General features: G+C 70.2%; 23 protein-coding genes. 8 read left to right on the forward strand and 15 right to left on the reverse strand.

All coding sequences use genetic code 11. The features are described from left to right. Window positions 1-56 precede the first annotated feature (56 nt). Together Sri02f_RS13495 and Sri02f_RS13500 are read right to left on the reverse strand one after the other, a co-directional pair. Window positions 57-1,340: a polysaccharide deacetylase family protein gene (locus Sri02f_RS13495; protein ID WP_109001397.1), complete on the reverse strand. Its 1,284-nt coding sequence runs from the start codon at window positions 1,338-1,340 to the stop codon at window positions 57-59. Window positions 1,341-1,389: 49 nt separating this feature from the next. Next, the gene (locus Sri02f_RS13500; protein ID WP_174855646.1) at window positions 1,390-3,594 is read right to left on the reverse strand and encodes a transglycosylase domain-containing protein; all 2,205 of its coding nucleotides are present in this window, start codon (window positions 3,592-3,594) and stop codon (window positions 1,390-1,392) included. A gap of 285 nt (window positions 3,595-3,879) precedes the next feature. Here Sri02f_RS13500 and Sri02f_RS13505 point away from each other — a divergent pair, with 285 nt between their 5' ends. Then, window positions 3,880-4,107, forward strand: a complete 228-nt coding sequence (locus Sri02f_RS13505; RefSeq protein WP_109001398.1) for an FmdB family zinc ribbon protein — start codon at window positions 3,880-3,882, stop codon at window positions 4,105-4,107. 67 nt (window positions 4,108-4,174) lie between these two features. On the opposite strand, the gene Sri02f_RS13510 is transcribed toward Sri02f_RS13505, so the two are convergent. Genes Sri02f_RS13510 through Sri02f_RS13520 form a run of 3 tightly spaced genes read right to left on the reverse strand, consistent with a single transcriptional unit; the run spans window position 4,175 to window position 8,792 of the window. Next, window positions 4,175-4,984 carry an HAD family hydrolase gene (locus Sri02f_RS13510; protein ID WP_109001399.1) on the reverse strand — a complete coding sequence of 270 codons (810 nt, stop codon included), beginning with the start codon at window positions 4,982-4,984 and terminating at the stop codon, window positions 4,175-4,177. Continuing rightward, window positions 4,984-7,602 carry a phosphoribosyltransferase gene (locus Sri02f_RS13515; RefSeq protein WP_109001400.1) on the reverse strand — a complete coding sequence of 873 codons (2,619 nt, stop codon included), beginning with the start codon at window positions 7,600-7,602 and terminating at the stop codon, window positions 4,984-4,986. The genes Sri02f_RS13510 and Sri02f_RS13515 overlap by 1 nt, the downstream gene beginning before the upstream one ends. 26 nt (window positions 7,603-7,628) lie before the next feature. Further along, window positions 7,629-8,792, reverse strand: a complete 1,164-nt coding sequence (locus Sri02f_RS13520; protein ID WP_109001401.1) for an HpcH/HpaI aldolase/citrate lyase family protein — start codon at window positions 8,790-8,792, stop codon at window positions 7,629-7,631. 209 nt (window positions 8,793-9,001) lie between these two features. Between Sri02f_RS13520 and Sri02f_RS13525 the strand changes: the two genes are divergently transcribed. After that, window positions 9,002-9,757: a TerD family protein gene (locus Sri02f_RS13525; RefSeq protein WP_109001402.1), complete on the forward strand. Its 756-nt coding sequence runs from the start codon at window positions 9,002-9,004 to the stop codon at window positions 9,755-9,757. 46 nt (window positions 9,758-9,803) lie between these two features. On the opposite strand, the gene Sri02f_RS13530 is transcribed toward Sri02f_RS13525, so the two are convergent. The 6 genes from Sri02f_RS13530 to Sri02f_RS13555 form a co-directional block, all read right to left on the reverse strand. Further along, window positions 9,804-10,541: a TerD family protein gene (locus tag Sri02f_RS13530; RefSeq protein ID WP_109001403.1), complete on the reverse strand. Its 738-nt coding sequence runs from the start codon at window positions 10,539-10,541 to the stop codon at window positions 9,804-9,806. A 117-nt stretch (window positions 10,542-10,658) separates the two neighbouring features. Further along, window positions 10,659-11,807: a DUF475 domain-containing protein gene (locus tag Sri02f_RS13535; protein ID WP_109001404.1), complete on the reverse strand. Its 1,149-nt coding sequence runs from the start codon at window positions 11,805-11,807 to the stop codon at window positions 10,659-10,661. Between the two features lie 183 nt (window positions 11,808-11,990). Further along, window positions 11,991-12,566 carry a TerD family protein gene (locus Sri02f_RS13540; RefSeq protein WP_109001405.1) on the reverse strand — a complete coding sequence of 192 codons (576 nt, stop codon included), beginning with the start codon at window positions 12,564-12,566 and terminating at the stop codon, window positions 11,991-11,993. 123 nt (window positions 12,567-12,689) lie between these two features. Beyond that, a complete protein-coding gene (locus Sri02f_RS13545) occupies window positions 12,690-13,265 on the reverse strand; it encodes a TerD family protein (RefSeq protein ID WP_109001406.1) in 576 nt (191 codons plus the stop codon). Between the two features lie 174 nt (window positions 13,266-13,439). Beyond that, complete coding sequence (locus Sri02f_RS13550; protein ID WP_069769030.1) at window positions 13,440-13,898, reverse strand: peroxiredoxin; 459 nt, start codon at window positions 13,896-13,898, stop codon at window positions 13,440-13,442. Window positions 13,899-14,033: 135 nt separating this feature from the next. Then, on the reverse strand, window positions 14,034-14,471 hold the full coding sequence (locus tag Sri02f_RS13555) for a DUF3052 domain-containing protein (RefSeq protein WP_167467544.1): 438 nt from the start codon (window positions 14,469-14,471) through the stop codon (window positions 14,034-14,036). A gap of 393 nt (window positions 14,472-14,864) precedes the next feature. Here Sri02f_RS13555 and aceE point away from each other — a divergent pair, with 393 nt between their 5' ends. Together aceE and Sri02f_RS13565 are read left to right on the forward strand one after the other, a co-directional pair. After that, a complete protein-coding gene (gene aceE, locus Sri02f_RS13560) occupies window positions 14,865-17,612 on the forward strand; it encodes a pyruvate dehydrogenase (acetyl-transferring), homodimeric type (RefSeq protein WP_109001408.1) in 2,748 nt (915 codons plus the stop codon). A gap of 73 nt (window positions 17,613-17,685) precedes the next feature. Continuing rightward, the gene (locus Sri02f_RS13565) at window positions 17,686-18,462 is read left to right on the forward strand and encodes a potassium channel family protein (protein WP_109001409.1); all 777 of its coding nucleotides are present in this window, start codon (window positions 17,686-17,688) and stop codon (window positions 18,460-18,462) included. Between the two features lie 16 nt (window positions 18,463-18,478). On the opposite strand, the gene Sri02f_RS13570 is transcribed toward Sri02f_RS13565, so the two are convergent. Both Sri02f_RS13570 and Sri02f_RS13575 read right to left on the reverse strand, forming a co-directional pair. Further along, window positions 18,479-18,784, reverse strand: a complete 306-nt coding sequence (locus Sri02f_RS13570) for a small hydrophobic protein (RefSeq protein WP_109001410.1) — start codon at window positions 18,782-18,784, stop codon at window positions 18,479-18,481. A gap of 257 nt (window positions 18,785-19,041) precedes the next feature. Continuing rightward, window positions 19,042-20,661 (reverse strand): MFS transporter, encoded by a 1,620-nt coding sequence (locus Sri02f_RS13575; RefSeq protein ID WP_109001411.1) that lies wholly within the window; start codon window positions 20,659-20,661, stop codon window positions 19,042-19,044. 65 nt (window positions 20,662-20,726) lie between these two features. Here Sri02f_RS13575 and Sri02f_RS13580 point away from each other — a divergent pair, with 65 nt between their 5' ends. The 3 genes from Sri02f_RS13580 (at window position 20,727) to Sri02f_RS13590 (ending at window position 23,613) form a co-directional block, all read left to right on the forward strand. After that, on the forward strand, window positions 20,727-21,371 hold the full coding sequence (locus tag Sri02f_RS13580; protein ID WP_109001412.1) for a TetR family transcriptional regulator: 645 nt from the start codon (window positions 20,727-20,729) through the stop codon (window positions 21,369-21,371). Window positions 21,372-21,481: 110 nt separating this feature from the next. Further along, entirely contained in the window at window positions 21,482-22,699 is a 1,218-nt protein-coding gene (locus Sri02f_RS13585) for an alpha/beta hydrolase (protein ID WP_109001413.1), read from the forward strand. A gap of 59 nt (window positions 22,700-22,758) precedes the next feature. Next, window positions 22,759-23,613, forward strand: a complete 855-nt coding sequence (locus tag Sri02f_RS13590) for a DUF4429 domain-containing protein (protein ID WP_109001414.1) — start codon at window positions 22,759-22,761, stop codon at window positions 23,611-23,613. A 73-nt stretch (window positions 23,614-23,686) separates the two neighbouring features. On the opposite strand, the gene Sri02f_RS13595 is transcribed toward Sri02f_RS13590, so the two are convergent. Beyond that, the gene (locus Sri02f_RS13595; RefSeq protein WP_109001415.1) at window positions 23,687-24,703 is read right to left on the reverse strand and encodes an aldo/keto reductase; all 1,017 of its coding nucleotides are present in this window, start codon (window positions 24,701-24,703) and stop codon (window positions 23,687-23,689) included. Next, a complete protein-coding gene (locus tag Sri02f_RS13600; RefSeq protein WP_245970621.1) occupies window positions 24,700-25,239 on the reverse strand; it encodes a MerR family transcriptional regulator in 540 nt (179 codons plus the stop codon). The genes Sri02f_RS13595 and Sri02f_RS13600 overlap by 4 nt, the downstream gene beginning before the upstream one ends. A 96-nt stretch (window positions 25,240-25,335) precedes the next feature. Here Sri02f_RS13600 and Sri02f_RS13605 point away from each other — a divergent pair, with 96 nt between their 5' ends. Next, window positions 25,336-25,818 carry a GNAT family N-acetyltransferase gene (locus Sri02f_RS13605; RefSeq protein WP_109001416.1) on the forward strand — a complete coding sequence of 161 codons (483 nt, stop codon included), beginning with the start codon at window positions 25,336-25,338 and terminating at the stop codon, window positions 25,816-25,818. The last annotated feature ends 16 nt before the right edge of the window (window positions 25,819-25,834 follow it).

Raw genomic sequence — 25,834 nt, forward strand, 5'->3', positions numbered from 1 at the left:
CTTGTGAAGGGGGGCGCGGTTGAGGTTTGGTTACGTCAACGCCGTCCCCGGGTGGGTCACTTCACGACTGTGGACCAGTCGGGATTCTGGGCCGGATCCAGGCTGCGCAGCCGCTCCAGCGTGGCGGGTGACTGGACGTCCATCCAGTCGGACAGCTCCTTGAAGGACACGCACTTGACGCCCTTCTTGGTGCACACGTTCTTGATGACCTCGTCGACGGCCTTCATGTAGATGCCGCCGTTCCACTCCTCGAAGTGGTTGCCGATGAACAGCGGGGCCCGGCTGCCGTAGTAGACCCGGTTGAAGCCCGCCATGTAGGCGTCGAGCGTCTCCTGCTCCCACTGCGGGTACTTGGCGGGGTCGCCCTCGGGCTCGCCGTCGGACTGGTTGGCCAGGAAGTTGAAGTCCATGGACAGGCCCTGGTACTTGCCGCCGTCGTACGGGAGCGCCTGGAGCGGGAAGTCCCACAGGCCGCTCTTCTTCGTGGGCCAGATCTGGAAGTCGCCCGACGAGCTGGCGTCATAGCGCCAGCCGTAGGTCTTGGCGGCCTTCAGGAGGTTCGCCTGGCCCTCCAGGCAGGGCGCCCGGCCGCCGGTGACCTCCTTCTTGAAGTCGAAGGGCAGCGGGGGCATGTCCTTGTAGCCGGTGTTGGTCTTCCAGTTCTCCACGAACTTGTAGAACTGGTCGATCTCGCTCTTCCACTCGTCGACGCTCCAGAAGCCGCCGCCCTTGGCTCCGCAGAAGTGGCCGTTGAAGTGGGTGCCGATCTCGTTGCCCTCTTTCCACGCCTCGCCGAGCTGCTCCAGCGTGGTGCGGATGTGTTCGTCGGTGGGGAAGCTGATCGCGGACGACCCCACGGGGTGCTGCGGCGGGGAGTACAAATCCTTCTTGCTCTTGGGCAGCAGGTAGATGCCCGTGAGGAAGAAGGTCATGTTGGCGTTGTACTGCTCGCCGAGCTTGCGGTAGTGCTCGAAGAGCCCGTCGTCACCCTGCAGCGCGCCGTCCCAGGAGAACACCACGAACTGCGGCGGCTTCTCGCCGGGCTTGAGCGGGACCGGCTTCAGCTGTCCCGTCTGCGGCCCCGTGTACGAGGTGGACCCGTCCCCCAGGACATGCGTCCTGCCGTCCCACTTCGGCTCCTTGGTGGCCTCCGCCGACGCCTTCTTGCTGTCCCCCGCGGACGCGGTCGGCTGGGTGTTGGAGGTGCGGTTGAGCACCAGGTAGCCGGCCATCAGGGACGCGACGACGAGGAGCGCGGCCAGCGTCAGGAACCCCGGGTGCGTGGCTGCGGGGCGGCGCGTTGCCACGGCCTTGCGGCGGCGGCCCGACGGTGACTTCATGTGCGGATCATTCTCCGGGGTTCGGGGGCGCGGGTGCCCGGTTCGGTGGTCAGCCGAGCGGGCTCATGGCACCTGACCAGATGCGGTACGGAACGCTGTCGTCGGTCGGGCCGGCGATGCCCTTCAGGGGAAGCGGTTCGAGGCTCTTGCCCAGGTCGATGCGGTAGACGACGACCGCTGTGGACACGGTCTTGGCCGAGCCGACGTACCAGGCGGCGGTGTCGTTCTGGGTGGTGCCCGCCTTCCCGGTCACCTGGCCGAGCGAGCCGGTCCGGCCGGACTGCCTCTGCGAGGCGGGCACGTCCTCCGGGTGGGCGGTGCGGAAGGAGTCCGCGAGCGCGGAGTTGACCTCCTCGGCCACCTCCGCGCCGAACGCCCGGCTCGCGGTCGGCGTCTCCAGGGCGACCTTGGTGCCGTTCTTGGTGACCAGGCGCACGGAGTAGGGCTCGGTGTGCTTGCCGCCGGCGGCGAAGGTGGAGTAGCCGCTCGCCATGCGGATCGCGCTGGGCGTGGCGCTGCCCGTGGACAGCGCGGGCACCTGGGCCCCGAAGCTGGAGGGCAGCAGCCCGGAGCGCTCGGCGGTGGAGCGCACCACGTCCAGTCCGGTGTCCATGCCGAGCTGCATGAACGGCGTGTTCACCGACAGTGCCAGCGCGCGGTGCAGGGAGATCCGCCCGTAGGACCTGCCGCCGTCGTTCTTGGCGGCCGCCTTCTTGCCGCTGCGGTCCCAGTACGGGCCCTCCGGCGTCGTCACGGGCACCGCGTCGTCGCCGTTGTAGAGCGTCTGGCCGGTGACCGTCTCGGTGGCGCCGTCGCGGGTCTTGTGGATGCCGTGCTCCAGGCCGGCCGCGTACACGAACGGCTGGAAGGCCGATCCGGCGGGGACGGTCCCGGCGTTGGACTCGTTGTAGCCCTGCGTACGGTGGTCGGGGCCGCCGTAGACGGCCAGTATGCGTCCGTCGGAGGCCACGGAGGAGGCGCCGAAGTGGGCGTCCTTGGCGTTCTTCGCGTCGTCCTTCAGGGCGTTCTTGCGGGCCTTGGTGACGGCGTCGGTGAGCTGGGTCTCGCGGTTCTTGTCGAACGTCGTGTAGATCTGGTAGCCGCCGAGGTCGTAGTCCTTGTCGGAGATGTTCCCGGCCTTCTTGGCGTACTGGGAGGCCAGCTCCACCAGGTAGTCGCTCTGCTCACCGGTGTCGTAGAGCGGGTTGGACTTGAGCGGCTCGGGGAACTTGGTGTACTTGGCGCGCTCGGCCTTCGACAGCTTGCCGATGTCGACCATCCGGTCCAGGGTCCAGGACCAGCGCTCGACGGCCCGGGCGCGGTTGGCCGGGGCGAGGGTGGGGTCGTAGAGGCCCGCGCCCTTGAGCAGGGAGGCGAGGAAGGCGGCCTCGCTGGCGTTGAGCTCGCTGACGTCCTTGCCGTAGTAGGCCTGGGCGGCGCGCTGGATGCCGTAGGTGCCGCGACCGAACCAGCTGGTGTTGAGGTAGCCCTCGAGGATGTCGTCCTTGCTCATCTGGTTGTCGAGCTTGAGGGCGATCATCGCCTCGGTGAACTTGCGGCTGACCGTCTGGTTCTGGTTCAGGTAGACGTTCTTGACGTACTGCTGGGTGATCGTCGAGCCGCCCTGGGTGTCGCCCTGGCCGATGGTGCGGAACAGGGCGCGGCTGAGGCCCTTGAAGGAGATGCCGGGGTCGCTGTAGAAGCTGGCGTTCTCGGCGGCGAGCACCGCCCAGCGGACGTCCTCGGGGATGTCCTTCAGCGGCATCGCCTGGCGCTGGACCCATCCGGTGCGGGCCATCGGCGTGCCGTCGGCCCAGAAGTACACGTTGTCCTGCTGGGTGGCGTACGAGTTGAGGTTGTCCGGTATGTCCGTGGCCGCGTAGGCCACGACCAGGAGCACGCTGCTCAGTCCTATGGACGCGAGGACGCCGCCGAGCCACTGCCGCCAGGAGGGTATCCAGCGCCGCCAGTCGGTGCGGCCGGGGCGCGGATACAGCGGGCGGAGCTTGCGGGCGTACGGCGTGACACGAGCCACATACGGCGTCAGAGCGGCGACGAGCGGAGCAAGCCGGGGGCCCAGAACGGCACACACGCGGGCAAAAAGGGAGAGACGGGGAGCTTTTCTTCTGTTCTTCGAAGAACGCGCTTTCCCGTCGGCGCCCTCCTCGGACGTGTCCGGAAGCGCCGGAATATCCGATACCCGCAGCTGCATGGTCTCGTCCGCCTTGAAAGAGGCAGGAACCTTCAACTGCATGGTGGCATCCGGCTCTTGGGGCTCCTCCCCCTGCCCCGCCTGGGTCACTACGCGTCTCCCTCCGCATTCCGTGTTGCTCGCGGGCAGACGTACAGACTTACGAGGGCCTGACATGGTTGCCGTTGACGCGGCCGCAATCCTCGAACCCTCTCGACCTCGGGGTTCAACACGGCGCTCTCAAATTACCAGCGCCCTTCGCAAATTCTCCACATAAGGAATCGACAGAAGTGAACAGAGGTCAAACTGCTGACGCCACCACCGAGCATAGGGCCTTAGTCTGACGGCATGCCTCGCTATGAGTACCGCTGCCGGACCTGCGGCGACACCTTCGAACTGAGCCGTCCCATGGCGCAGTCCGCCGACCCCGCCGACTGCCCCGCGGGCCACGACGACACAGTGAAGCTTCTCTCAACGGTCGCGGTGGGCGGCACGAAGTCCGCCCCCGCGCCCGGCGCGGGCGGCGGAGGCGGAGGGGGAGGCGGGGGCTGCTGCGGCGGCGGCTGCTGCGGCTGACCGCGCCGACGGCCCTCCGGCCGGCCGGGCGGAGTGGCCGGCCGGGCGGAGTGGCCGGCAGGCGGCCCTAGCCGAGCCGTGAGTTCTTCAGGAACTCCCGCAGGATGCGCTCGCCGGCCAGCACGCCCCGCTCGGGCAGGGCGGTGATCTCCGGGGCCGTCCAGGCGGCGTCGGCCAGCTCGCCGTGTCCCGGACGCCAGCCCCGGTCGGCGGCCAGCAGCAGGTCGGCGTCGAGCAGCGAGTCGCCCGCCGCCAGCGTCAGTTCGGCTCCGGTGCGGCGGGCCACCTCGCGCACGGCCGCGCTCTTGGTCAGCGGCCTGGGCACCGCGTAGATCTTGCGGCCCTGCAACGACACCGTCCAGCCGCGGTTCTCCGCCCAGACCGCGAGCTCCTTCACCCACTCCTCGGGCAGCAGCTCGCGCTCCACGACCAGGTAGGCGAAGAGGTCCTCGGCGATGCGCTGCTTGCGCAGCCAGAGCGGGTCGGCCGTCCTCGTCAGGTGGTCCTGCACCTCCGCGAGCGGCGCGCACTGAGCCTCCAGCCGCGCGAGCACCCCCGCGTGCCAGTCCTGGTCGGTCGCCCCGTCGACGAGGAGGTGACCGCCGTTGGCGCAGATCGCGTACGTCGACGGCGGGCCCGGCAGGTTGATGCGCTGGTACTGCTTGCGCGTGCGGGTGGTCGTCGGCACGAAGACGGCCTGGTCGCCGAGTTCGGTCAGCAGCTGGGCGGACGTCTCCGTCATGAACGACAGCGGCCTCGCCTCGTGCACCTCCACGCACAGCAGCCGCGGCGCCCGGGCGTCCGGCATGGTCAGCGCCAGGGCGGCCGCCGAGTAGATGAGCGTCCGGTCGAGGTCGCTCGCCACCAGAACCGGCATCAGACCGTCACCGCCGTGCCGTCGGCGCCGGTCGCGCCGCGGGTGTACTGCGGATGGATGAGCCCCACGCAGGTGTACGGCAGGTCGCCGACCTCCTCGACGGGCACTCCGCGCTGCTCCGCGAGCAGGCGCACGTGGTCCAGGTCGGCGCCCGCCCCGGCCCGCGCCAGGATCTTCCACGGCACCCGGCGCAGCAGCACCCGGGTGGTCTCGCCGACGCCCGGCTTGACCAGGTTCACGTCGTGGATGCCGTACTCCTCGCTGATCCGCTCGACCGCCGCCCAGCCCTCCCAGCTCGGGGTGCGGTCGCCGGCCAGCAGCTCCTTCACCGCGCCGTCGACGGCGTCGGCGACCTCCGGGAAGCGGGCGGCGATCGCGTCCAGGAAGGCCACCGAGACGTCCGTGCCGGCGAGCTCGCGATAGAACTTCGCGCCGTGGAAGTCGTCCGGCCCGACCAGGTCGGCCCGCAGCACGGTCCGCGAGACGAGCCCCGACACGGTCGAGTTGAGACAGGCGGACGGGATGAGGAAGTCGTCGCGGGTGCCATAGGTGCGCACGCACGAGCCGGGGTCGGCCAGCACCGCGATCTCCGGGTCGAAGCCGGCCGCGCCGCCGCGCTCCTCGAACTCCCGGATCGCCGCGGCCAGTTCCCGGGTGATCGCGCCCTTGCCGGTCCAGCCGTCCACGAAGACGACGTCCCGCGGGTCGTGGTGGGCGGCCAGCCAGCGCAGCGCGTTGGCGTCGATGCCCCGGCCGCGCACGATCGACACCGCGTAGTGCGGCAGGTCGAGGCCGTGCCGGAACTGCGCCCAGCGGCGCATCAGCACGCCGACGGGGGTGCCGGCCCGGGCCAGCGAGACCAGGACGGGCCGGGGCGACCGCTCCGCGATCACGCTGTCCGTGACGACGCCCACGGCCTGCGCGATCCGCGCCGCCGAGGTCTCCAGGGCGGCGTGGAACAGCTGCTGGTACTGCTCGCTGGGCTGGTACTCGACGGGCAGCGACTCGGCGTAGTGCGCGCCGCCGCTCTGGATGGCCTCCTCCCGCTCCTCGGTCGGCGCCTCCAGCGTCACGTCCGAGAGGTCCTGGAGCAGCCAGCCGACCTCCTCGGGCGCGTACGAGGAGAAGTCGGGGCCGCGGAGGGGCTCGGGCAGCATGGCGGGTCTCTCTTCAGACAGGGCGGCTACGTACAGCGGCTCGGGGACGTACGAGGGGACGACCACGAGGACCACGTGCGGCGTGTGCGCGGCGAGCTGGGACAGGAGGCCGTCCGGGGCGTGCAGCTCCCGGGTGTCGGCCACGGAGTCCACGACGGCGACGACGGCGTCGAAGCCTGTGCCCGCGACGTTATAGGCATAGCGCTCGCCGGGGCCGTCGGCCGGGTCGTCGTGGGCCGGGAACACGATGCGGCTGCGTATCGCGTAGCCCGGGTCGTCGACCGCGAGGACGGGCGAGCGGGTGGTGGTCGAGTAGCGGACCTCGGCGGCGACGCGCCGCTCCAGCTCGCAGGCCAGCCGGAGGGGCGCGTACATCAGCTCTTCGAAGCCCAGGACGAGGACGCGCCGGGCGTCCTCGGGTATCGCCTCGCCGAGGCGGGCCGTCATGGCGGGGAGGGCGGCCTCCAGCCGGGCCCGGTGGCCGGGCGTGAAGCCGTGCCGGCCGCCGTCGGGAAGGCCGCGGGGCCAGGGCAGGTCGACGCGGGTGATGCGGCCGGGCAGCGTCCGCCGGGTGCGGTCGCCTTCCGGGTGCGGGTCCGCCGTGGCCGGTCCGGCCCCGCGGCGGTGCCGCACGTCGTCGTCGGAGCCCCGCGCCCCCGAGGGGCCGGACCCGAGGCCGGCTTCGGCGCCCTGTTCGCCCGCGGACGCGCGGTCACCGCTCGCGGCGTCCTCGGCCTCGTACCGGGCGACCAGCTCCTGGCCCTTCTCCAGCACTCCGTCGGGGAGCCGCACCGTGCCGGAGGCGGTGGCGATCAGATCCACCCGGGCACCGATCTCACGGGCGAACTCCGCCAGCCGGCCCGCGTCGGCCGCCGAGCGCATGTCGACGAGGGCGACGACGACGTAGCGCCGGCGCGGATACCGCTCGTGCAGGACCCGGATCGTGTTCAGGACCGTGTTGCCGGTGGAGAACTCGTCGTCGACCAGGACCAGCGGACCGTCCCCGACCAGCAGCGACGGGTCCTCCGGGAGCAGCAGGTGGGAGGTGGCGTGGGAGTGGGACTCCTCGAAGCCGCCCGCGGTGACGACGCCCGCCACGGGGCGGCGGGTGGAGTGCAGGTAGGGAGCCGCGCCGAGGCCGTCGGCGACACAGTGGCCGAGGCCGGTGGCCGTCTCCGCGTAGCCCAGGACGACGGCCCGGGCGGCCTCCTGGGCGCCGAGGAGCTCGCGCACCCGGCGGCCCAGCGCGAAGCCGTGCCCGTGCACGACGGACGGGGACTGCGGGATGTGCTTGCCCAGCACGTGGGAGACCAGCAGATGGGCCCGCTTGGGGTTGCGGCGCAGCGCCAGCCCCAGCAGGTCCGTCAGCGTGTCGTCGCCGACGAGCTCGACGCCGAGCCGGTCCGCGACCCAGGTCCCGGACCAGACCGCGTCGTGCCCGTTGTTCACTGCGTTGTTCATGCGTCCCTTGTGGATGAGGTGGGTGTTCAGCCGGGTATGGCGGCGGCGAGCAGGTCGACGAAGCTGACGTCCTCGTGCGCGACGCCGAAGACCTCCGCGCGGAGCATGGTGCGCTCGGCCCAGGCGCGGTGCGGTTTCACCTCGTTCATCTTGTTCGTGTACTGCGACCGCAGTACACCCCCACCGCCGCGTTCCGGCCGCAGGATGTCCGCCGCGTCGCTGTACTCCTCGTGGCTGACCACGGACAGCGCGTGCACGGCCGGCACGTGCGAGGGATGGATGCAGGTCTTGCCGAGCAGACCGTTGGCGTGGTCGAGGGAGATCTCGCGCAGCAGCCCGTCCATCGCGTGCTCGATCAGTCTCTCGCGCAGCTCCACGGCCTGCCCCTCCAGGAAGGGGCTGTGCCGCAGCATCGGCTTGAACATGCGCTCGGGCACCCGGAAGTACTCCCAGACCGGCCCGGTCACCGTGAACCCGGTCCCGTCGGCCCGGCCCAGCATGTTCACGACGTCGGCGATCACCGAGGCGACGATCTGGACGTCGTAGGCGGTCATGTCGGGCGCTCTGCGCAGCCCGTACGAGGAGCAGAAGTCGGTCACGCCCAGGCGCAGCGCGAGGACCCGGCTGCGGTACTTCTCGACGGCGCGGGCGATGCCCTCCAGGGCGTCGACCCGCGACTCGCGGTACATCAGCTCGGGCGTCTCCAGCACGGGCATGCCGAACAGCCGGCGGCCGCTCGCCGCCTCGGCGCCCGACAGGGCCTCCAGGAAGGGGATGCCCCGCTCCTCGGTGAACTTGGGGAACACGAACCCGCTGAGCAGCTCGGCGGTGGCTCCCAGGCGTCGGACCAGGTCCGGGATCTGCTCGGGGGTGCGCACCCGGATGAACAGCAGCGGCAGCTCCACGGGCCGGGCCGCGAGGTCGGCGAACTGCCGGACGAGGTTCTCCTCGCCGGCCGCCACGTCCTCGTCGCCGATGGAGTCCTCCAGGCACAGCACCATCGACACGACGCCGCGCTCGGTCTGCTTGACGATGTCGTCCGCCAGCCGGGGCCGCGTGGCCGGGCTGTAGAGCGTGGCGCCCAGGGCCGCGGAGAGCAGCTTGGCCGGGGAGCCGGCGCCGAAGACGCACGGCTCCCGGTAGAAGAGGCGATGCCGCACCTCAGGGGCGAGGTGCCCGAAATGACGCATAAATCTCCCCCGTGATGCAAGGTAAGGCGATGGATTCGGCAAGAGGTGGCCGGTAATAGTACGTAGGGATTCATGTCCGGAGTTCCCACCGGCCATGAATTTCGGGTAACTCCAACACGCACAGTCGCGCACAGACCCGCACAGTCGGGTGCGGGGCACCCGGGTACCCCGCATTGTCGTGAGCAGGCCCGAGAAGGCAGGATGACCGCATGACGCACGCGATGCTGAAGGGGTCGAACGTCCCGCTGAAAGCCACCACGGTGCGCGCCGTGCTGCGCTGGACCCCCGGGCAGGGGGTCCCGGACGTCGACGTCTCGGCGCTGCTCCTCGGTCTCGACGGTCGTGTGCGCTCCGACGAGGACTTCGTCTTCTACAACCAGCCCCGGCATCCTTCGGGGAAGGTGTGGCGGCTCGGCAAGAAGCGCGTCGCCGAGGGCCTCACCGACACCATCCAGACGGATCTCTCCGGTGTCGAGTCGGGTGTCGGCCAGATCCTGCTGGTCGCTTCGGCGGACGGCGTCGCTTTCGACCGCGTACGTTCCCTCAGCATCCTGCTGTACGACGCGGCGGCCGACGGGGAGCCCATGGCCACCTTCGACATCCGCCCCGAGACGGGCCAGGAGACCGCTCTGATCTGCGGCGAGCTGTACCGGCGCGGCGAGGGCTGGAAGTTCCGCGCCCTGGGCGAGGGCTACTCCAACGGCCTCAAGGGCCTGGCCACCGACTTCGGCATCTCGGTGGACGAGTCGGAGGAGGCCGCCGCGGACCCGGCGCCGGCCCAGGCGCAGCAGAGCCCGCAGACGCCGGGCCCTTCCCAGCCGCTGCCGCCGGAGCAGCCCGCGTCGGCCGCCCCCCAGCACCAGCCGTCCTACGGCTACCCGGCGAGCCTGCCGACGTACGGCTACGGGTACCCGGACGGCGCCTTCCGCCTGCCGCCGCAGGGGCCGCAGTTCATCGGACGGTGAGGCGCGGGCAGGCCGGTGCGGGCGGCCGGGTGAGCGCCCTGCGGCGCTACTTCTCGGCCTTCGCCTTGTAGCCCCGCCCCCACTGCAGCCCCCACCCGTAGAGCCGGTCCAGCTCGGCCTGGAAGCCGTAGACGAAGCGCACCTCGCGCCGCACGATCAGCTCCCCCTTGACGTTCTCGATCATCACCACCGCGCACGAGCGGGCCTGTGGATGCCGCTCGTCGAGGCCTATCTCGATCCGCGGCCCGTTGCTCGGGTACAGCGTGACGATCGCGTGCGTGCGGTCGAAGGCCGGCGTCTGGTCGTAGATGTAGACGAAGACGAGGAGCCGCTTGATCTGCTCGCGGTGGTCGAGGTTGACGTACATCGTCTCGCCGGACGCCGACCCGAACCGGTCGTCCCCGCTCAGCTTCACGAACGGCGGCGCGTTCACGTCGCCCAGCAGCCCGCCCAGCGGCTGGACGACGCCCTTCGTCCCGTCGGCCAGCTCGTACAGGCAGCCGAGGTCGAGGTCGACGTTGACCATGCTCTGGCTGTGCCCGATGACCTCGGGGGGCCGCAGCGCCTTGAAGGGATGGCGCAGCAGGCTCTCCCGCTGCAGCCCGCCGATGTCGGACGTGCGCATCCGCCAGGCCAGGTTCACCCGCAGGTTGCCGGTCGCGGCACCCTGTTTGGTGAGGGACACCGTGTGATGCCGTTTGGTCAGCTCGATCGCGTTGGTGGCCGCGCTGCCCGAGTCGAAGTCGGCCGCCCTGCTGCCCAGGATTCCGTCGAAGAAGCCCATTCCCGCCCCCACCTCCACGTCCACGGCGTTCGCCGGGACAGACCGGCGGGGCGGCCGGGTCCAGGACAGTGTCCTCACCGGCCGCCCCGTTCAGAGCGTTCCGCACTCAGCGAGTGGTCACACCCCGGACGAGACCTCAGTCTTCTCGTCCGTGCCCTGCGCTTTTCCCTCTGCCGCTGCCAGCGCCTTGTTGCGGCGCACGGAGGACCAGAAGGACCAGGCGATCAGGACGACGCCGACGAGGCCGGTGATGACCTCGTTGATCTGGTACTGGATGGTGACCATGAGGATGACGGCGAGGGCACCGATCGCGTAGTGGGCGCCGTGCTCCAGGTAGACGTAGTCGTCGAGGGTGCCCTGGCGGACGAGGTACACGGTGAGCGACCGGACGTACATGGCGCCGACGCCGAGGCCGAGGGCCATCAGGACGATGTCGTTGGTGATGGCGAAGGCGCCGATCACGCCGTCGAAGGAGAAGGACGCGTCGAGGACCTCGAGGTAGAGGAACATGAAGAACGCGGCCTGGCCGGCGAGGACGACCGGCGAACGCTTCTTCCCGGTGCGCGCGGCCTCTTCCTCCTCCTCGTGCTCCCGCTCCTCCTCTTCCTCGAGCTTGTCCTCGAAGTAGCCGGAGAGCCCGCCGACGACCATGTAGGTGATCAGGCCGGCGATGCCGGAGATCAGGACCGTCTGCGCCTTGTCGACGTGCGCCCCGCCGTGCTGGTGGGCGTGGGTGGCGAAGGTGAAGGACGTGATCAGCAGGACGATCAGCGCGATGCAGACCGACAGCATGTCGACCTTGCCCAGCTTGGCGAGCGGGCGCTCGATCCAGCGGAGCCACTGGATGTCCCGGTCCTCGAAGATGAAGTCCAGGAAGATCATCAGCAGGAACATGCCACCGAAGGCGGCGATCGACGGGTGCGCGTCGGTGACGAGCTGCTGGTACTTGTCCTTGTCGTTGAGCGCCAGGTCCACCGCGTCGATCGGACCGATCTTGGCGCTGATGGCGACGATGACGACGGGAAAGATCAGCCGCATGCCGAAGACGGCGATCAGCACGCCCACCGTGAGGAAGATCTTCTGCCAGAAGGCGCTCATCTTCTTCAGGATTCCGGCGTTGACCACCGCGTTGTCGAAGGACAGCGAGATTTCGAGGACGCAGAGGATCGCCACGATGCCGAGAGCCTCCCACCCCCCGTAGAAGCCCGCCGCCACGAGGCCGAGCGCGGTGATCGCGAACGACCAGCCGAAGGTTTTCAGAAGCACTGGCTACCCAATCGTGTATTGGGGGTCCTCCCGGACGGTGTCCGGGGGGAGGGCCTCCCCGCGCCGTACTCGGCTTTACGAAACGTTGACTTTCAGCTGCTGAGTCTAAGGGTCGGCCGTTACGTGCGGTACAGGCGGTCCCGTACCGGCCGGTAGCCGGGCTGCCGAGGAGGCCGGGGGCCGCTAGGAGACGTTCACCCCGAAGTCCAGGGCGATGCCCCGCAGTCCGGACGCGTACCCCTGTCCCACGGCCCTGAACTTCCACTCGCCCTGGTACCGGTAGAGCTCGCCGAAGATCATGGCGGTCTCCGTGCTCGCGTCCTCGCTGAGGTCGTAGCGGGCGAGTTCCTGGCCGTCGGCCTGGTTGACGACGCGGATGAAGGCGTTGGCGACCTGCCCGAAGGTCTGGCCCCGCTCGTCGGCCATGTGGATGGAGACCGGGAAGACGATCTTGTCGCAGTGCGGCGGCACCTTGGGAAGGTTGACCAGGAGCGACTCGTCGTCGCCCTCGCCCTCACCGGTGAGGTTGTCGCCGGTGTGCTCGACCGAGCCGTCCGGACTCGTGAGCTGGTTGTAGAAGACGAACCACTCGTCCCCCATCACCCGCCCGTTGGTGCACAGCAGGGCGCTGGCGTCCAGGTCGAAGGGGGCTCCGGTGGTGGAGCGCGCGTCCCAGCCGAGTCCGACCATCACCTGAGTGAGGTTCGGCGCGGCCTTGGACAGGGAGACGTTGCCTCCCTTGGCGAGCGTGACGCCCATGTTGCTGGTCCTCCCCTAGGTGGTGCTCGGTGCTGCCTCTTGGTTGTCCTGCGCGTCCGGCGCCGACCGTAAACGGTGCGGCGCCGGACGGAGGGGACGTTCGGGTGGCTGGGGCCCTGCGGCTCAGACGTTGACGCCGAAGTCCTGCGCGATGCCGCGCAGGCCCGACGCGTAGCCCTGGCCGATGGCACGGAACTTCCACTCCGCGCCGTGCCGGTAGAGCTCGCCGAAGACCATGGCGGTCTCGGTCGACGCGTCCTCGCTCAGGTCGTAGCGGGCGATCTCGGTGCCGCCGGCCTGGTTCACGACGCGGATGAACGCGTTGCGCACCTGACCGAAGGACTGCTGGCGGTTCTCGGCGTCGTAGATCGAGACCGGGAAGACGATCTTCTCGACGTCGGCCGGGACCGCGGCGAGGTTCACCTTGATCGCCTCGTCGTCGCCCTCGCCCTCACCGGTGGTGTTGTCGCCGGTGTGCTCGACCGAGCCGTCGGGGCTCTTGAGGTTGTTGAAGAAGACGAAGTTGGCATCGCTGCCGACCTTGCCCGAGTTGTTCAGCAGCAGCGCGCTGGCGTCCAGGTCGAAGTCGGTGCCGGTCGTGGTGCGCACGTCCCACCCCAGACCGACGATGACCGCGGTCAGGCCCGGGGCCTCCTTGGTCAGCGAAACGTTGCCGCCCTTGCTGAGGCTGACTCCCACGAGTCCTCCATTGGTGTCCTGGGGCGGGAGCCCCGTCATGCGTTGGATATCGGATCAACGAGTCGATCCTAGTGACGGGTTCCCGCAGGACGCAGGCCCCGCACCCGAAGAATCACAGGGTGTCGGGATCCGGGCGCCGGGATCCGGCAGTCCGAGAGCCCCGGGCCGGCGCGATCAGAGGGTGTCGAGCGCCTTGACGTACGCGCCGAGGTCACGGGCGTCCGGCAGCGCGTTGACGACCGTCCAGCGCACGACGCCCTCCTTGTCGATGACGAAGGTGCCGCGCACCGCGCAGCCCTTGTCCTCGGCGAAGACGCCGTAGGCGCGGGAGACCTCGCCGTGCGGCCAGAAGTCGCTGAGCAGCGGGTACTCCAGCCCCTCCTGCTCGGCGAAGACGCGCAGGGTGTGGATGGAGTCGTTGGAGACGGCGAGCACCTCGGTCTCGCGGTCGGCGAACTTCGGGAGGTTGTCGCGCACCTCGCACAGCTCGCCCGTGCACACGCCGGTGAAGGCGAAGGGGTAGAAGAGCAGGATCACGTTCTTGCTGCCCCGGAAATCGGAGAGCTTCACGTCCCGGCCGTGGTTGTCCTTGAGCTCGAAGTCGGGGGCCTTGTCGCCGACCTGGATCGCCATCGCCTGGATGTCCCTTCGTGGGCTGTCTGGGTGAGACCAGCCTACGCAGCGATCACCGGGAGCGACGGACGGGCCGGGTCGCAGAGACCCGGCCCGTCCGGAATCGATCACTTCTGGGACGTCACTCCTCGGACGTCACTTCCTGGACTTGGCGGCCTTGGGCGTCACCAGCCGGCTGCCGCTCCAGTCCTTGCCCACGCTGACGCTCTTGCTGGCCGACAGACCCGCAGTCGTCGCGGCTTCGGAGATGTCGCTCGGCTCCACGTATCCCGTACGGCCGGTCTTCGGCGTCAGGAGGAGGATCGACCCGCCTTCTTCGATGTACGTGGTGGCGTCCACCAGCGCATCCGTCAGGTCTCCGTCATCGTCGCGGAACCAGAGCACTACGGCGTCGGCGACGTCGTCGTAGTCCTCGTCCACCAGATCGCTGCCGATGACTTCCTCGATGGACTCGCGGAGCTCCTGGTCGACGTCGTCGTCGTAGCCGATCTCCTGGACCACCTGCTCGGGCTGGAAACCCAGCCTGACGGCAGGGCTGGTCCGCTCCTCCGCGTGGTCCGCGGTCGCGCTCACGGGTTGCCTCCTGATCATGGTTTGGGAATATCTCAGCCACGCGCGTGCGCGAAGCATTGGCCGTAGTCCACACGGGCGGGACGGATCGCGCAAGTACCCGGCGGTTCGGACCGCCGAAACGGTGACGATCCTGGCCGTGTCGACGCAACTCCAGGCACTCGATGCGGACGCATGGTGACGCACACCACACCTATCTGCCCTGTTTGCGTATTTGAGAACCATCCAAGGGTACGAGATTCGAACGGGTGCCGGTTACCTAGGGGTAGAGATGACGTTTACGGCCCCTAGGTACACGATGGGGGCGGTGCAGCTACTGGAGAAGCAGCTCGGTACCGGTGAGATCCCCAGCGAGAGAAAATGCCCCACACAGCCCTCTGACAGGTAAGGAACAGCGTGGCTTCCGGATCCGATCGCAACCCGATCATCATTGGCGGCCTTCCGAGTCAGGTTCCTGACTTCGATCCCGAGGAAACCCAGGAGTGGCTCGACTCCCTCGACGCCGCGATCGACGAGCGCGGCCGGGAGCGGGCCCGCTATCTGATGCTGCGCCTGATCGAGCGGGCCCGCGAGAAGCGCGTGGCCGTGCCCGAGATGCGCAGCACGGACTACGTCAACACCATCCCCACCAGGGCCGAGCCGTTCTTCCCGGGCAACGAGGAGATCGAGCGCAAGATCCTCAACGCGACCCGCTGGAACGCGGCCGTGATGGTGTCCAGGGCCCAGCGCCCGGGCATCGGCGTGGGCGGTCACATCGCCACCTTCGCCTCCTCCGCGTCCCTCTACGACGTCGGCTTCAACCACTTCTTCCGCGGCAAGGACGAGGGCGACGGCGGCGACCAGGTCTTCTTCCAGGGGCACGCCTCGCCGGGCATCTACGCGCGCGCGTTCCTGCTCGACCGGCTCAGCGAGGACAACCTCGACGCGTTCCGCCAGGAGAAGTCGAAGGCGCCGCACGGGCTGTCCTCGTACCCCCATCCGCGGCTGATGCCGGACTTCTGGGAGTTCCCGACGGTATCGATGGGCCTCGGCCCGATCGGCGCGATCTACCAGGCGCGGATGAACCGCTACATGCACGCGCGCGGGATCGCCGACACGTCGAAGTCGCATGTGTGGGCGTTCCTCGGCGACGGCGAGATGGACGAGCCGGAGTCGCTCGGCCAGCTGACCATCGCCGCCCGCGAGGGCCTGGACAACCTGACCTTCGTCGTCAACTGCAACCTGCAGCGGCTCGACGGCCCGGTGCGCGGCAACGGCAAGGTGATCCAGGAGCTGGAGTCGGTCTTCCGCGGCGCCGGCTGGAACGTGATCAAGCTGATCTGGGACCGGTCCTGGGACCCGCTGCTCGCGCAGGACCGCGACGGCATCCTGGTCAACCGGATGAACACCACACCCGACGGCCAGTTCCAGACCTACGCCACCGAGTCCGGCTCCTACATCCGCGACCACTTCTTCGGCGACGACCAGCGGCTGCGCGCGATGGTCGAGGGCATGACCGACGACCAGATCCTGCACCTGGGCCGCGGCGGTCACGACCACAAGAAGATCTACGCGGCCTTCAAGGCGGCCGTGGAGCACACCGGCCAGCCGACGGTCATCCTCGCCAAGACGGTCAAGGGCTGGACGCTGGGCCCGAACTTCGAGGGCCGCAACGCCACGCACCAGATGAAGAAGCTGACGGTCGCCGACCTCAAGGGCTTCCGCGACCGGCTGCACCTGCCGATCTCCGACAAGGAGCTGGACGGCGGCCTCCCGCCGTACTTCCACCCCGGCCGGAACTCGGAAGAGATCCAGTACATGCACGACCGGCGCAAGGGCCTCGGCGGTTATGTGCCGACCCGTGTCGTGCGCTCGAAGCCGCTCGCACTGCCGGACGACAAGACGTACGCAACCGTGAAGAAGGGTTCGGGTCAGCAGTCGATCGCCACGACCATGGCGTTCGTACGACTACTCAAGGACCTCATGCGGGACAAGGAGCTCGGCAGGCGGTTCGTGCTGATCGCGCCGGACGAGTACCGCACCTTCGGCATGGACTCCTTCTTCCCGAGTGCGAAGATCTACAACCCGCTCGGCCAGCAGTACGAGTCGGTCGATCGTGAGCTGCTGCTCGCGTACAAGGAGTCGCCGACGGGCCAGATGCTGCACGACGGCATCTCGGAAGCCGGCTGCACGGCGTCCCTGATCGCGGCCGGCTCGGCGTACGCCACGCACGGCGAGCCGCTGATCCCGGTCTACGTCTTCTACTCGATGTTCGGTTTCCAGCGCACCGGTGACCAGTTCTGGCAGATGGCGGACCAGCTGGCGCGCGGTTTCGTCCTGGGCGCGACCGCCGGCCGTACGACGCTGACCGGTGAGGGCCTCCAGCACGCGGACGGCCACTCGCAGCTGCTCGCCTCGACGAACCCGGGCTGCGTCGCCTACGACCCGGCGTACGGCTTCGAGATCGCGCACATCGTGCAGGACGGGCTCCGCAGGATGTACGGCAGCTCCCCCGAGCACCCGCACGGCGAGGACGTCTTCTACTACCTCACCGTCTACAACGAGCCCATCCAGCACCCGGCCGAGCCGGCGAACGTGGACGCCGAGGGCATCGTCAAGGGCATCCACCGCTTCAGCGAGGGCACGGCGGGATCGATCCCGGCGCAGATCCTCGCCTCGGGCGTGGCCGTCCCGTGGGCGGTCGAGGCGCAGAGGATCCTCGCCGAGGAGTGGGACGTCCGGGCGGACGTCTGGTCGGCCACCTCCTGGAACGAGCTGCGGCGCGAGGCCGTCGAGGTCGAGCGGCACAACCTGCTGCACCCGGAGGAGGAGCAGCGGGTGCCGTACGTGACGCGCAAGCTGGCCGGGGCCCAGGGGCCGTTCGTGGCCGTCTCGGACTGGATGCGGTCGGTGCCGGACCAGATCGCCCGCTGGGTGCCGGGCACGTACCAGTCGCTGGGGGCGGACGGCTTCGGCTTCGCCGACACCCGCGGCGCGGCTCGCCGGTTCTTCCACATCGACGCCCAGTCGGTGGTCGTCGGCGTGCTCACCGAGCTGGCCAAGGAGGGCAAGATCGACCGGTCGCTGCTGAAGCAGGCCATCGACCGCTACCAGCTGCTGGACGCGTCGGCGGCGGACCCGGGGGCCGCCGGGGGCGACGCGTAGCGGTGACCCGCGAGCAAGGGGCGGTGGGGCTTCCGGCTCCCCCCGCCCCTTACTCGTTCTTTACTATGCGGACATGCAACGACGAACGGCGCAGGACCGGCAGGACCGGTGGGAGCAGTGGACCCAGCGGCCGTTGCTGGCCCTCACCGTGGTGTTCGCCCTCGCCTACGCGGTGCCGATCGTGGACACCTCCGCCGGACGGCCGCTGACGGTCGCCTGCACCTCGGTGGAGTGGGCGGTGTGGGGGACGTTCGCCGCGGACTACGTGGTCCGGCTGGCGCTGACGCCCGAGCGGCGCCGGTTCGTGCGCACGCACTGGCTGGACCTCTGCGCGGTGGTGCTGCCCCTGCTGCAGCCGCTGCGGCTGCTGCGGCTCGTCGCGACGCTGATGCTGGTGGGGCGGCGGGCCCGGATGGCCTCGCAGATCCGGATGACCACCTACGTCGTGGGGGCGGTCGTCGGGCTGCTGATGTTCGGCTCGCTCGCCGTGCTGTCGGTCGAGCGGGACTCGCCGGAGGGGAACATCCGCACACTGGGTGACGCCCTGTGGTGGTCGTTCACGACGATGACGACCGTGGGATACGGGGACCACTCGCCGACCACCGGGCTGGGGCGGATCATCGCCGTCGGGCTGATGCTCTCCGGGATCGCGCTGCTCGGCGTGGTGACCGCGAACATCGCGGCGTGGTTCATCGAGCGGTTCGAGAAGGACGACGTCGAGGAACGCGCCCAGACGGAGGCGATCCTGGCGCTGACGGAGGAGGTGCGGGCGCTGCGGCGGGAGGTCGCGGCGCTGCAGGGCGGCGTCCGCGAGACCTCGCCGCCGACCATCGGCCGGCCGTCCGGGTAGCCCCTGGCCGTGCCCGTCAGAGCAGGCCGTTGCCCGTTCCCGTCGCACCCGCCAGCCAGATGATCGCGAGCAGGGTGTCGATCGCGCCGAGGGCGACGGCGACCAGGGCCGGCACCGGGCGGGAGCCCGCCCAGCTACGGCCCATGGCCAGCCAGCCGCAGACGATCGCCGCGGGGCCGAGGATGATCCCCAGCGCGAAGAATCCGGCGACCGCGCAGACGAGGCCGATGATGCCGAGCGTCGCGCGATCCGGCCCGGACTGTGACCCCATGCGGCCACTCGAACGGGGGTACCTGCGGGCGCCGTTTCCGAAGTCGGCCATCGTCAACTCCCTGGATTCCGGGGCTGTTCGATGGTCGGGTACCCGCGACACACGGACTATGCCCCGCAGTTGCCGGGCAGTCGGCGCGCTGTCCCCCTCCGGCAGCGCGCCGCAGCCCTGGCCGCCCTGCCATCCGGAGGGCTTGACTAACTGTGACCTGCGGCGTGCGCCGGATGCGAGGAACCTTTAGCGTTGTCACCCTGATGGGGGAAATTCCTTGAAGTCCCGTCAGGATCCGACCCGCCGGCGGGAGCGCCTCAGATATGGGCCGCCCCGGCTCCCGCGTCCGCGTTCTCCCCGCGCCTGGTGAACAGCGCGACGACGACGGCGACGACCGCGACGCCGGACGCCACCAGGGACGCCAGGCTCATGCCGGAGATGAACGTGTCGTGGGCGACGCCGGCGATCTTCGCGGCGAGCGCCTCGGGGGTGCCCTTGGGTACCGGGGCCGCGCCGACCTGCACCGCCTCCGAGGCCTGGTCCAGCTGGGCGGGGGTGAGCGGGGGCAGGCCCGCGTCCTTCCAGTTGGCCGGCAGGTCGCTGTCGACCTTGGAGGCCATCACGGCGCCCAGCACGGCCGTGCCGAGGCTGCCGCCGATCTGCATGGCCGCCTGCTGGAGACCGCCCGCCACACCCGACAGCTCCATGGGCGCGTTGCCGACGATGACCTCGGTCGCGCCGACCATGACCGGCGCGAGGCCGAGACCCAGCAGGGCGAACCAGACCGACATGACACCGCTGCCGGTGTCCGTCTCCAGCGTGGACATGCCGTACATGGCGATCGCGGTGGCCGCCATGCCGCCGGCCAGCGGGATGCGGGGGCCGAGCTTGGTGATCAGCGCGCCCGCGAGCGGGGAGCCGACGATCATCATGCCGGTGAGCGGGAGCAGGTGCAGGCCCGCGTCGATGGGGCTCATGCCGTGCACGTTCTGGAGGTAGAACGTCACGAAGAACAGGCCGCCCAGGAAGGCGACGGCCATCAGGACCATGAGGATCACGCCCGCCGACAGCGGGACCGAGCGGAACAGCCCCAGCGGGATCAGCGGCTCCCGCACCTTCGTCTCCCAGTAGGCGAAGGCGGCGAAGAGCACCGCGGAGCCGAGCACGAACGCCCAGGTCGCTCCGTCGCCCCAGCCCCAGGCCGGCGCCTTGATGAGGGCCCAGACCAGGCAGAACATCGCGCCGGAGAGGAGCGCGATGCCGAGGAGGTCGAAGGAGCGCGGGGCGTTCTCGGCGCGGTGGTCGAGCAGGATCAGCACGCCCAGGACCAGGGCGAGGGCGCCGACCGGCACGTTGATGAAGAACACGGACTGCCAGTTGACGTGTTCGACGAGGACGCCGCCGAGGATCGGGCCGCCCGCGGTGGACGCGCCGATGACCATGCCCCACAGGCCGATGGCCATGTTGAGCTTCTCGGCCGGGAAGGTCGCGCGCAGCAGACCGAGCGCGGCCGGCATCAGCAGGGCGCCGAACAGGCCCTGGAAGACACGGAAGACGACGACGAGCGCGATGCTGTCGGACAGGCCGATCGCGCCGGAGGCGGCGGCGAAGCCGACCACGCCTATGAGGAACGTCTGGCGGTGGCCGAAGCGGTCGCCGAGCTTGCCCGCGGTGATCAGGGACACCGCGAGGGCCAGGAAGTAGGCGTTGGTGATCCACTGGACCTGGGCGAAGGTGGCGCCCAGGTCGCTGGCGATGGCCGGGTTGGCGATGGCCACGATGGTGCCGTCGAGGGCCACCATCATGACGCCGACGGCGACGGTGAGCAGGGTGAACCACGGGTGGCCGCGCAGCCCTGCGGCGGACGGTTCCTCCGACGGATCTGCCGGCGTCCTGTCCCCCGGCCCCGTCGAGTCGATGGCGGTCTGACTAGTCATGCTTCGAGGCTAGTGACAGCCACTGACAATTGACAAACGAGTTCACAAGTCGGTAACTGACACGTATGCACACACTGCGCGAACGCAAGAAACAGCGCACCCGGGACGCGCTGCTGCGAGCCGCCGTGGAGCTGTTCACGTCCCGGGGATACGACGGGACGACCGTCGACGAGATCGCCGAGGCCGTCGACGTCTCCCCGCGCACCTTCTTCCGCTACTTCGCCGGCAAGGACGAGGCCGCCCTCGGCCTGGTGGAGATGACGGTGGCCCGGTTCGCCGAGGCGGTCCGCGCCCGCCCGCCGCACGAGGCGCCGCTGCACGCGCTGCGCCGGGCGGTCGTCGACGACTGGCACTCGATCAACGAGGTCGTCGAGTCCGTCGTCCCGGTGGAGCTGTATCTGCGCATGTACCGGGTGATCGAGGAGACGCCGGTGCTGCTCGCCGCGCATCTGAGGCGCTCGGCGGAGGTCGAGGAGAGCATGGCGCGGGTGATCGCCGAGCGCGAGGGGCTCGACGTGGACGCCGATCCGCGGCCGCGTCTGGCGGTGGCCCTGTTCGGCGGCGCGATGCGGGCGGCCGAGCGACAGTGGTCCACCGGCGAGGACCTCGATCCGGAGGGGATCCGGCTGCTGACGGCCCGGTATCTCGACGCGCTGGGACCGGCTCTGCTGGGCGACTGGCGCGAGCCCGGAGCGGGGCACGGGGCCTGAGACCCCGTACAGGCCTGAAGGGGATCATGACCACTCACGCGCCGGTTGAAACGTGATCCCCGTCACTTGGGTCACCCGAGACCCTCTCGTTCTCCTAGTGTGTCCTTACAGTGACTTCCTTCGACACCTCCCCGCAGCTCACCGTCTGGCGTGCCCTGGCCGCCCTGACCGTGGTGTTCGTGATGCTGACGACCACCGGCTGGACCGCCCTGCACCAGCACCGGGGCGCCACCGCCCTCCAGAACTCGCGCACGGCGTGGGAACACGGCCGGATCGACGGCCGGCGGCTGCCGGACCCCGGCTCCGCCCCCGCCCGGCTCGCCCGCTTCTTCGCCGCGCTGACCGCGCCGCAGCGCACCGCGCTCGCGCACGACTACGCGCTCGCGGTGGGCAACATGAACGGCGCCCCCGTCGAGCTGCGCTACCGCGCCAACCGCGTCGCCCTGCACCAGCAGATCCGTCTGGAGCGCAGACGGATGCACGACAGCCGGCTCACCCCGGCCGGGCAGCGGCTGGCCGACCGGCGGATGCACCGCTACGAGGCGATGAGCGCCGCCGGCCGGCAGATCCTCGCCTTCGACCCGGAGGGCTCCGGCCGGGCCGCCGAGGTGTTCGGCCGGCTCGACGACGCCGAGCGGATCTCCGTGGTCGTCCCCGGCGTCGACACCGCCCTGCTCACCTTCCAGCGCACCAACCGCAAGTTCTCGGCGCCCGTCGGCATGGCCCAGGCCCTCTACACGGCCGAACACGAGGCGAGCCCTTCGACGCGCACGGCCGTGATCGCCTGGGCCGACTACACCTCGCCCGACGGCCTGGGCATCGACTCGGCCACCGCGATGCGCGCCAGGAACGGCGCCGTCCGGCTGAACGCCCTGCTCGGCGCCCTGCCGGGCCGCGCGCCGGTGTCGATGTTCTGCCACAGCTACGGTTCCGTGGTGTGCGGGGTCGCCGCGCGCTCCATGCCGCGCCGGGTGACCGACATCGCGGTGGCCGGCAGCCCCGGGATGCGCGTGGAAAAGGCGGCCCAGCTGGGTACCGGCGCCCGCGTGTGGGCGATGCGGGACGCCGACGACTGGATCCAGGACGTGCCGCACCTGGAGGTCGGCGGTCTCGGGCACGGCGAGGACCCGATGGCGCGCGGGTTCGGCGCGCGCGTGCTGTCGGCGCGGGAGGCCCAGGGCCACGGAGGCTACTTCGAACCGGGCACGGACAGCCTGCGCAACTTCGCCCGGATCGGCACCGGCGCGTTCCGTTCGGTGGAGTGCGCCCACGATGATGACGCCTGCACGGCGGGTTTGTCCGACACGACAGAGGCTGGACGCGCGTAGAGACGCAGGAATTGCGGGTGCGCGCGGGGAGGGGACGAAGAATGGGTGTCACGCCTACGATGAGCCGCATGGGTGACGTACTGGCCGGATTTCATGCCGCCTGGGAGTTCGAGTCCGACTCCGTCCTCATCCGCTACGAACGGGGACTTCGCACGCCCAAGCTGCTCTCGGTGCTCCGGGAGCGCCGGATACCGCTGTCGGCCGTCGCGGGGGTGACGCTGACGCCCGGCAAGCGGGGGACGGTCGTCCTGCGCATGGAGCCCCGACCGGGAGCCGATCCGTTGGTGGAGGCGGCCGCCGGCCAGCTCAAGGAGGGAAGCGACCCCTACCGGCTGGTGCTGCCCGCCGAGCGCGAGACGCTCGCCGAGTACTACGCCGACGAGCTGCGGTCGCGGCTGACCGGGTCCGGGCCGGCCGAACGGTTCCTGGTGGACGCGCCCGAGGCGCCGCTGTCGTTCAAGGCCTACGACGGCAAGGCCTCGTTCGACGGGCGGACGGTGCGCTTCCGCTGGTTCTGGACGGGGGCGTCGTCCGCGAAGTGGAAGGCCGGCGACCAGAGCTTCGCCGTCTCCGAGCTCAGCGGCATCGAGTGGCGCTCACCGGAGGTGTTCGAGGGACACCTCCGGCTGATCGACGGACAGGACGCGCCGGTCCAGCCCGACCAGGACCCGGCGACCGTCGTCTTCGGGCTCGGCTACGGGCCCGTGCACGAGTCGCTGCCCTTCGCGGCGGCGGTGCTGGCGGCGGTCCGCGGACGCGGGGCCTCGGCGGCCGTACCGGCCGTGACCGCGCCGCGCCGGGACCCGGCCGACATCGCCGACCGGATCCGGCACCTCGGGGAGCTGCACCAGGCAGGACTGGTGACCGACGAGGAGTTCACCGTCAAGAAGGCCGAACTGCTGGCCGAGCTCTAGGGGCGTCGGCGTCGCCGCGGCCCGGGCCCCGGCCGCCGTACCGGTGGCCGTACCGGATGCCGGGGTGGGCGGGTCACTCGCGTCCGGCCGAGGCGAACCGCATGTCCGCGTACCGGTCGCCGGCCACCTTCGCCGAGATCGGCTCCAGCAGGTCCAGCTCCTCGTCGCTCAGCACGATCCTGGTCGCCGCGGTGTTCTCCTCCACCCGGCCCGGCTTGCTGGTGCCCGGGATCGGGATCACCGGCAGGCCGTGCACCGCGCTCCGCTGCTGGACCCAGGCCAGGGCGATCTGGCCGAGCGAGGCGCCGTGGGCCTCGGCCACCGTGCGGACCGGCTCCAGCAGGGCCGCGTTGGCGGCCGCGTTCTCGCCGGTGTAGCGGGGCTGCTGACGGCGGAAGTCGTCGGCGGTGAGGTCCGTCGCGGCGTCGGCGAAGGAGCCGGTGAGGAAGCCCCGGCCGAGCGGGGAGTAGGGGACCAGGCTCACGCCGAGCTCACGGGCCGCCGGCACCACCTGCGCCTCGATGTCCCGGCTGAACAGGGACCACTCCGACTGCACGGCGGCGATGGGGTGGACGCCCTGCGCCGCGCGCAGCTCGGCGGCCGTCACCTCGCTCAGGCCCAGCCGCTTGACCTTGCCCTCGCGCACCAGCTCGGCCATCACGCCGACGGTGTCCTCGATCGGCACGTTCACATCACGCCGGTGCATGTAGTAGAGGTCGATGACATCGACGTCCAGTCGCCGCAGGCTCGCCTCGACGGCCTCGCGGATGTAGGGCGCGTCGTTGCGGATGATCCGCCGCGAGGGATCCTCCGGGGGTATCGCCAGCGCGAACTTGGTGGCGATCACGACCTCGTCGCGGTGTGCCCTGAAGAACGGGGAGAGGAACTTCTCGTTCTCGCCCGCGCCGTACGCGTCGGCCGTGTCGTAGAGCGTGACGCCCAGCTCCAGAGCGCGTTCCAGAGCGGCGCGGGAGGCGTCGGCGTCCGTAGGACCGTACGCGAAGCTCATGCCCATGCAGCCGAGGCCCTGGACGCCGACCTCGGGTCCGTGCTCTCCGAGTCGTGCCGTCGGGATCGTGCTGTGGGTCATCGGGCGGTCCTTTCCGCTTCGTGGAGCCGGGGTTCCTTCGGCTGTGGTTCGTGCAGGCGGGCTTCGTAGGCCTGGGCGCGGGTGGCGTCCCCGTAGAACGTGATCTTCCGGTCCAGCACGGCGAGCGTGTCCTGGAGTTCGGCGATCCGGGCCCGGACGTCGCGCCGGGTGTTCTCCAGCAGTTCGTGGCGCTCGCCGAACGTGTGGTCGCCCTCGCGGACCAGCTCGGCGTACCGCACCATGTCGGCGACCGGCATGCCGGTCAGCCGCAGCTTCCCGACGAGGTCGAGCCAGTCCAGGTCGCGGTTGCTGTAACGGCGCTGGCCGGTGTGCGAGCGGTCGATGTGGGACATCAGCCCGATGCGTTCGTACCAGCGCAGGGTGTGGGCCGTCAGGCCGGTGAAGGCGACGACCTCGCTGATCGTGTAACTGTCCTGCCCGTCGGGGCGAGGGTGCCGCCGCGGGGGCGCGGAGCAGACGTCTGCGGGGGTGGGGTTGTGCTCGATGGTCACGGGCGTGGTCTGCAACACCGTCATGACCACCACGCTATGGCCTTCGAGTGCGCTCCAAGCAAGCGGATTCAGTAAGAAACGGGGGGACACGGCTCGATCGCGCCGGTTAGCGTGCACGGCATGAGTGACGTGCGCCGCGCCCTGCCCGACGACGCCGCGGAAGTGCTGCGGCTGCGCCAGGTGATGATCGACTCGCTGTCCGCCCCCCGGGCGGCGGACGACGACCCGGCCGGCTGGCACGCCGAGTCGCTGCCCACGCTGCGACGGCGGCTGTCCGACCCGGACGGCGACTTCGCCGCCTTCGTCGTGGACCACCCCGAGCGGCCGGGCGCGCTGGCCGCGCTGGTCGTGGGGACGGTCGAGTACCGCATCGGGCGCGCCGGCAACCCGCGGGGGACCGTCGGCTACGTCTTCTCCGTCGCCACCGATCCCGGCGTGCGCCGCCGCGGGTACGCGCGCGCCTGCATGGACGCGCTGCTCGCGTGGTTCCGGGCGCGGGGCGCGGCTCAGGTGCACCTCACCGCGTCCGCGGACGCGGCGCCGCTGTACGCCTCCCTCGGCTTCCGGCCCAAGCCGGACCCCTTGATGGAGCTGCTGCTGTGAGCCGCATAGGGTCGTG

It is taken from the genome of Streptomyces rishiriensis (assembly GCF_003112535.1).
Lineage (GTDB): Bacteria > Actinomycetota > Actinomycetes > Streptomycetales > Streptomycetaceae > Streptomyces > Streptomyces rishiriensis.

Bases quoted from the DNA above. Each gene is read 5' to 3' on its own strand.
- Sri02f_RS13495 (WP_109001397.1), bottom strand. From the start codon at position 1,340: ATGAAGTCACCGTCGGGCCGCCGCCGCAAGGCCGTGGCAACGCGCCGC.
- Sri02f_RS13500 (WP_174855646.1), bottom strand. From the start codon at position 3,594: ATGCAGTTGAAGGTTCCTGCCTCTTTCAAGGCGGACGAGACCATGCAG.
- Sri02f_RS13505 (WP_109001398.1), top strand. From the start codon at position 3,880: ATGCCTCGCTATGAGTACCGCTGCCGGACCTGCGGCGACACCTTCGAA.
- Sri02f_RS13510 (WP_109001399.1), bottom strand. From the start codon at position 4,984: ATGCCGGTTCTGGTGGCGAGCGACCTCGACCGGACGCTCATCTACTCG.
- Sri02f_RS13515 (WP_109001400.1), bottom strand. From the start codon at position 7,602: ATGAACAACGCAGTGAACAACGGGCACGACGCGGTCTGGTCCGGGACC.
- Sri02f_RS13520 (WP_109001401.1), bottom strand. From the start codon at position 8,792: ATGCGTCATTTCGGGCACCTCGCCCCTGAGGTGCGGCATCGCCTCTTC.
- Sri02f_RS13525 (WP_109001402.1), top strand. From the start codon at position 9,002: ATGACGCACGCGATGCTGAAGGGGTCGAACGTCCCGCTGAAAGCCACC.
- Sri02f_RS13530 (WP_109001403.1), bottom strand. From the start codon at position 10,541: ATGGGCTTCTTCGACGGAATCCTGGGCAGCAGGGCGGCCGACTTCGAC.
- Sri02f_RS13540 (WP_109001405.1), bottom strand. From the start codon at position 12,566: ATGGGCGTCACGCTCGCCAAGGGAGGCAACGTCTCCCTGTCCAAGGCC.
- Sri02f_RS13550 (WP_069769030.1), bottom strand. From the start codon at position 13,898: ATGGCGATCCAGGTCGGCGACAAGGCCCCCGACTTCGAGCTCAAGGAC.
- Sri02f_RS13565 (WP_109001409.1), top strand. From the start codon at position 17,686: ATGCAACGACGAACGGCGCAGGACCGGCAGGACCGGTGGGAGCAGTGG.
- Sri02f_RS13570 (WP_109001410.1), bottom strand. From the start codon at position 18,784: ATGGCCGACTTCGGAAACGGCGCCCGCAGGTACCCCCGTTCGAGTGGC.
- Sri02f_RS13575 (WP_109001411.1), bottom strand. From the start codon at position 20,661: ATGACTAGTCAGACCGCCATCGACTCGACGGGGCCGGGGGACAGGACG.
- Sri02f_RS13580 (WP_109001412.1), top strand. From the start codon at position 20,727: ATGCACACACTGCGCGAACGCAAGAAACAGCGCACCCGGGACGCGCTG.
- Sri02f_RS13590 (WP_109001414.1), top strand. From the start codon at position 22,759: ATGAGCCGCATGGGTGACGTACTGGCCGGATTTCATGCCGCCTGGGAG.
- Sri02f_RS13595 (WP_109001415.1), bottom strand. From the start codon at position 24,703: ATGACCCACAGCACGATCCCGACGGCACGACTCGGAGAGCACGGACCC.
- Sri02f_RS13600 (WP_245970621.1), bottom strand. From the start codon at position 25,239: ATGACGGTGTTGCAGACCACGCCCGTGACCATCGAGCACAACCCCACC.
- Sri02f_RS13605 (WP_109001416.1), top strand. From the start codon at position 25,336: ATGAGTGACGTGCGCCGCGCCCTGCCCGACGACGCCGCGGAAGTGCTG.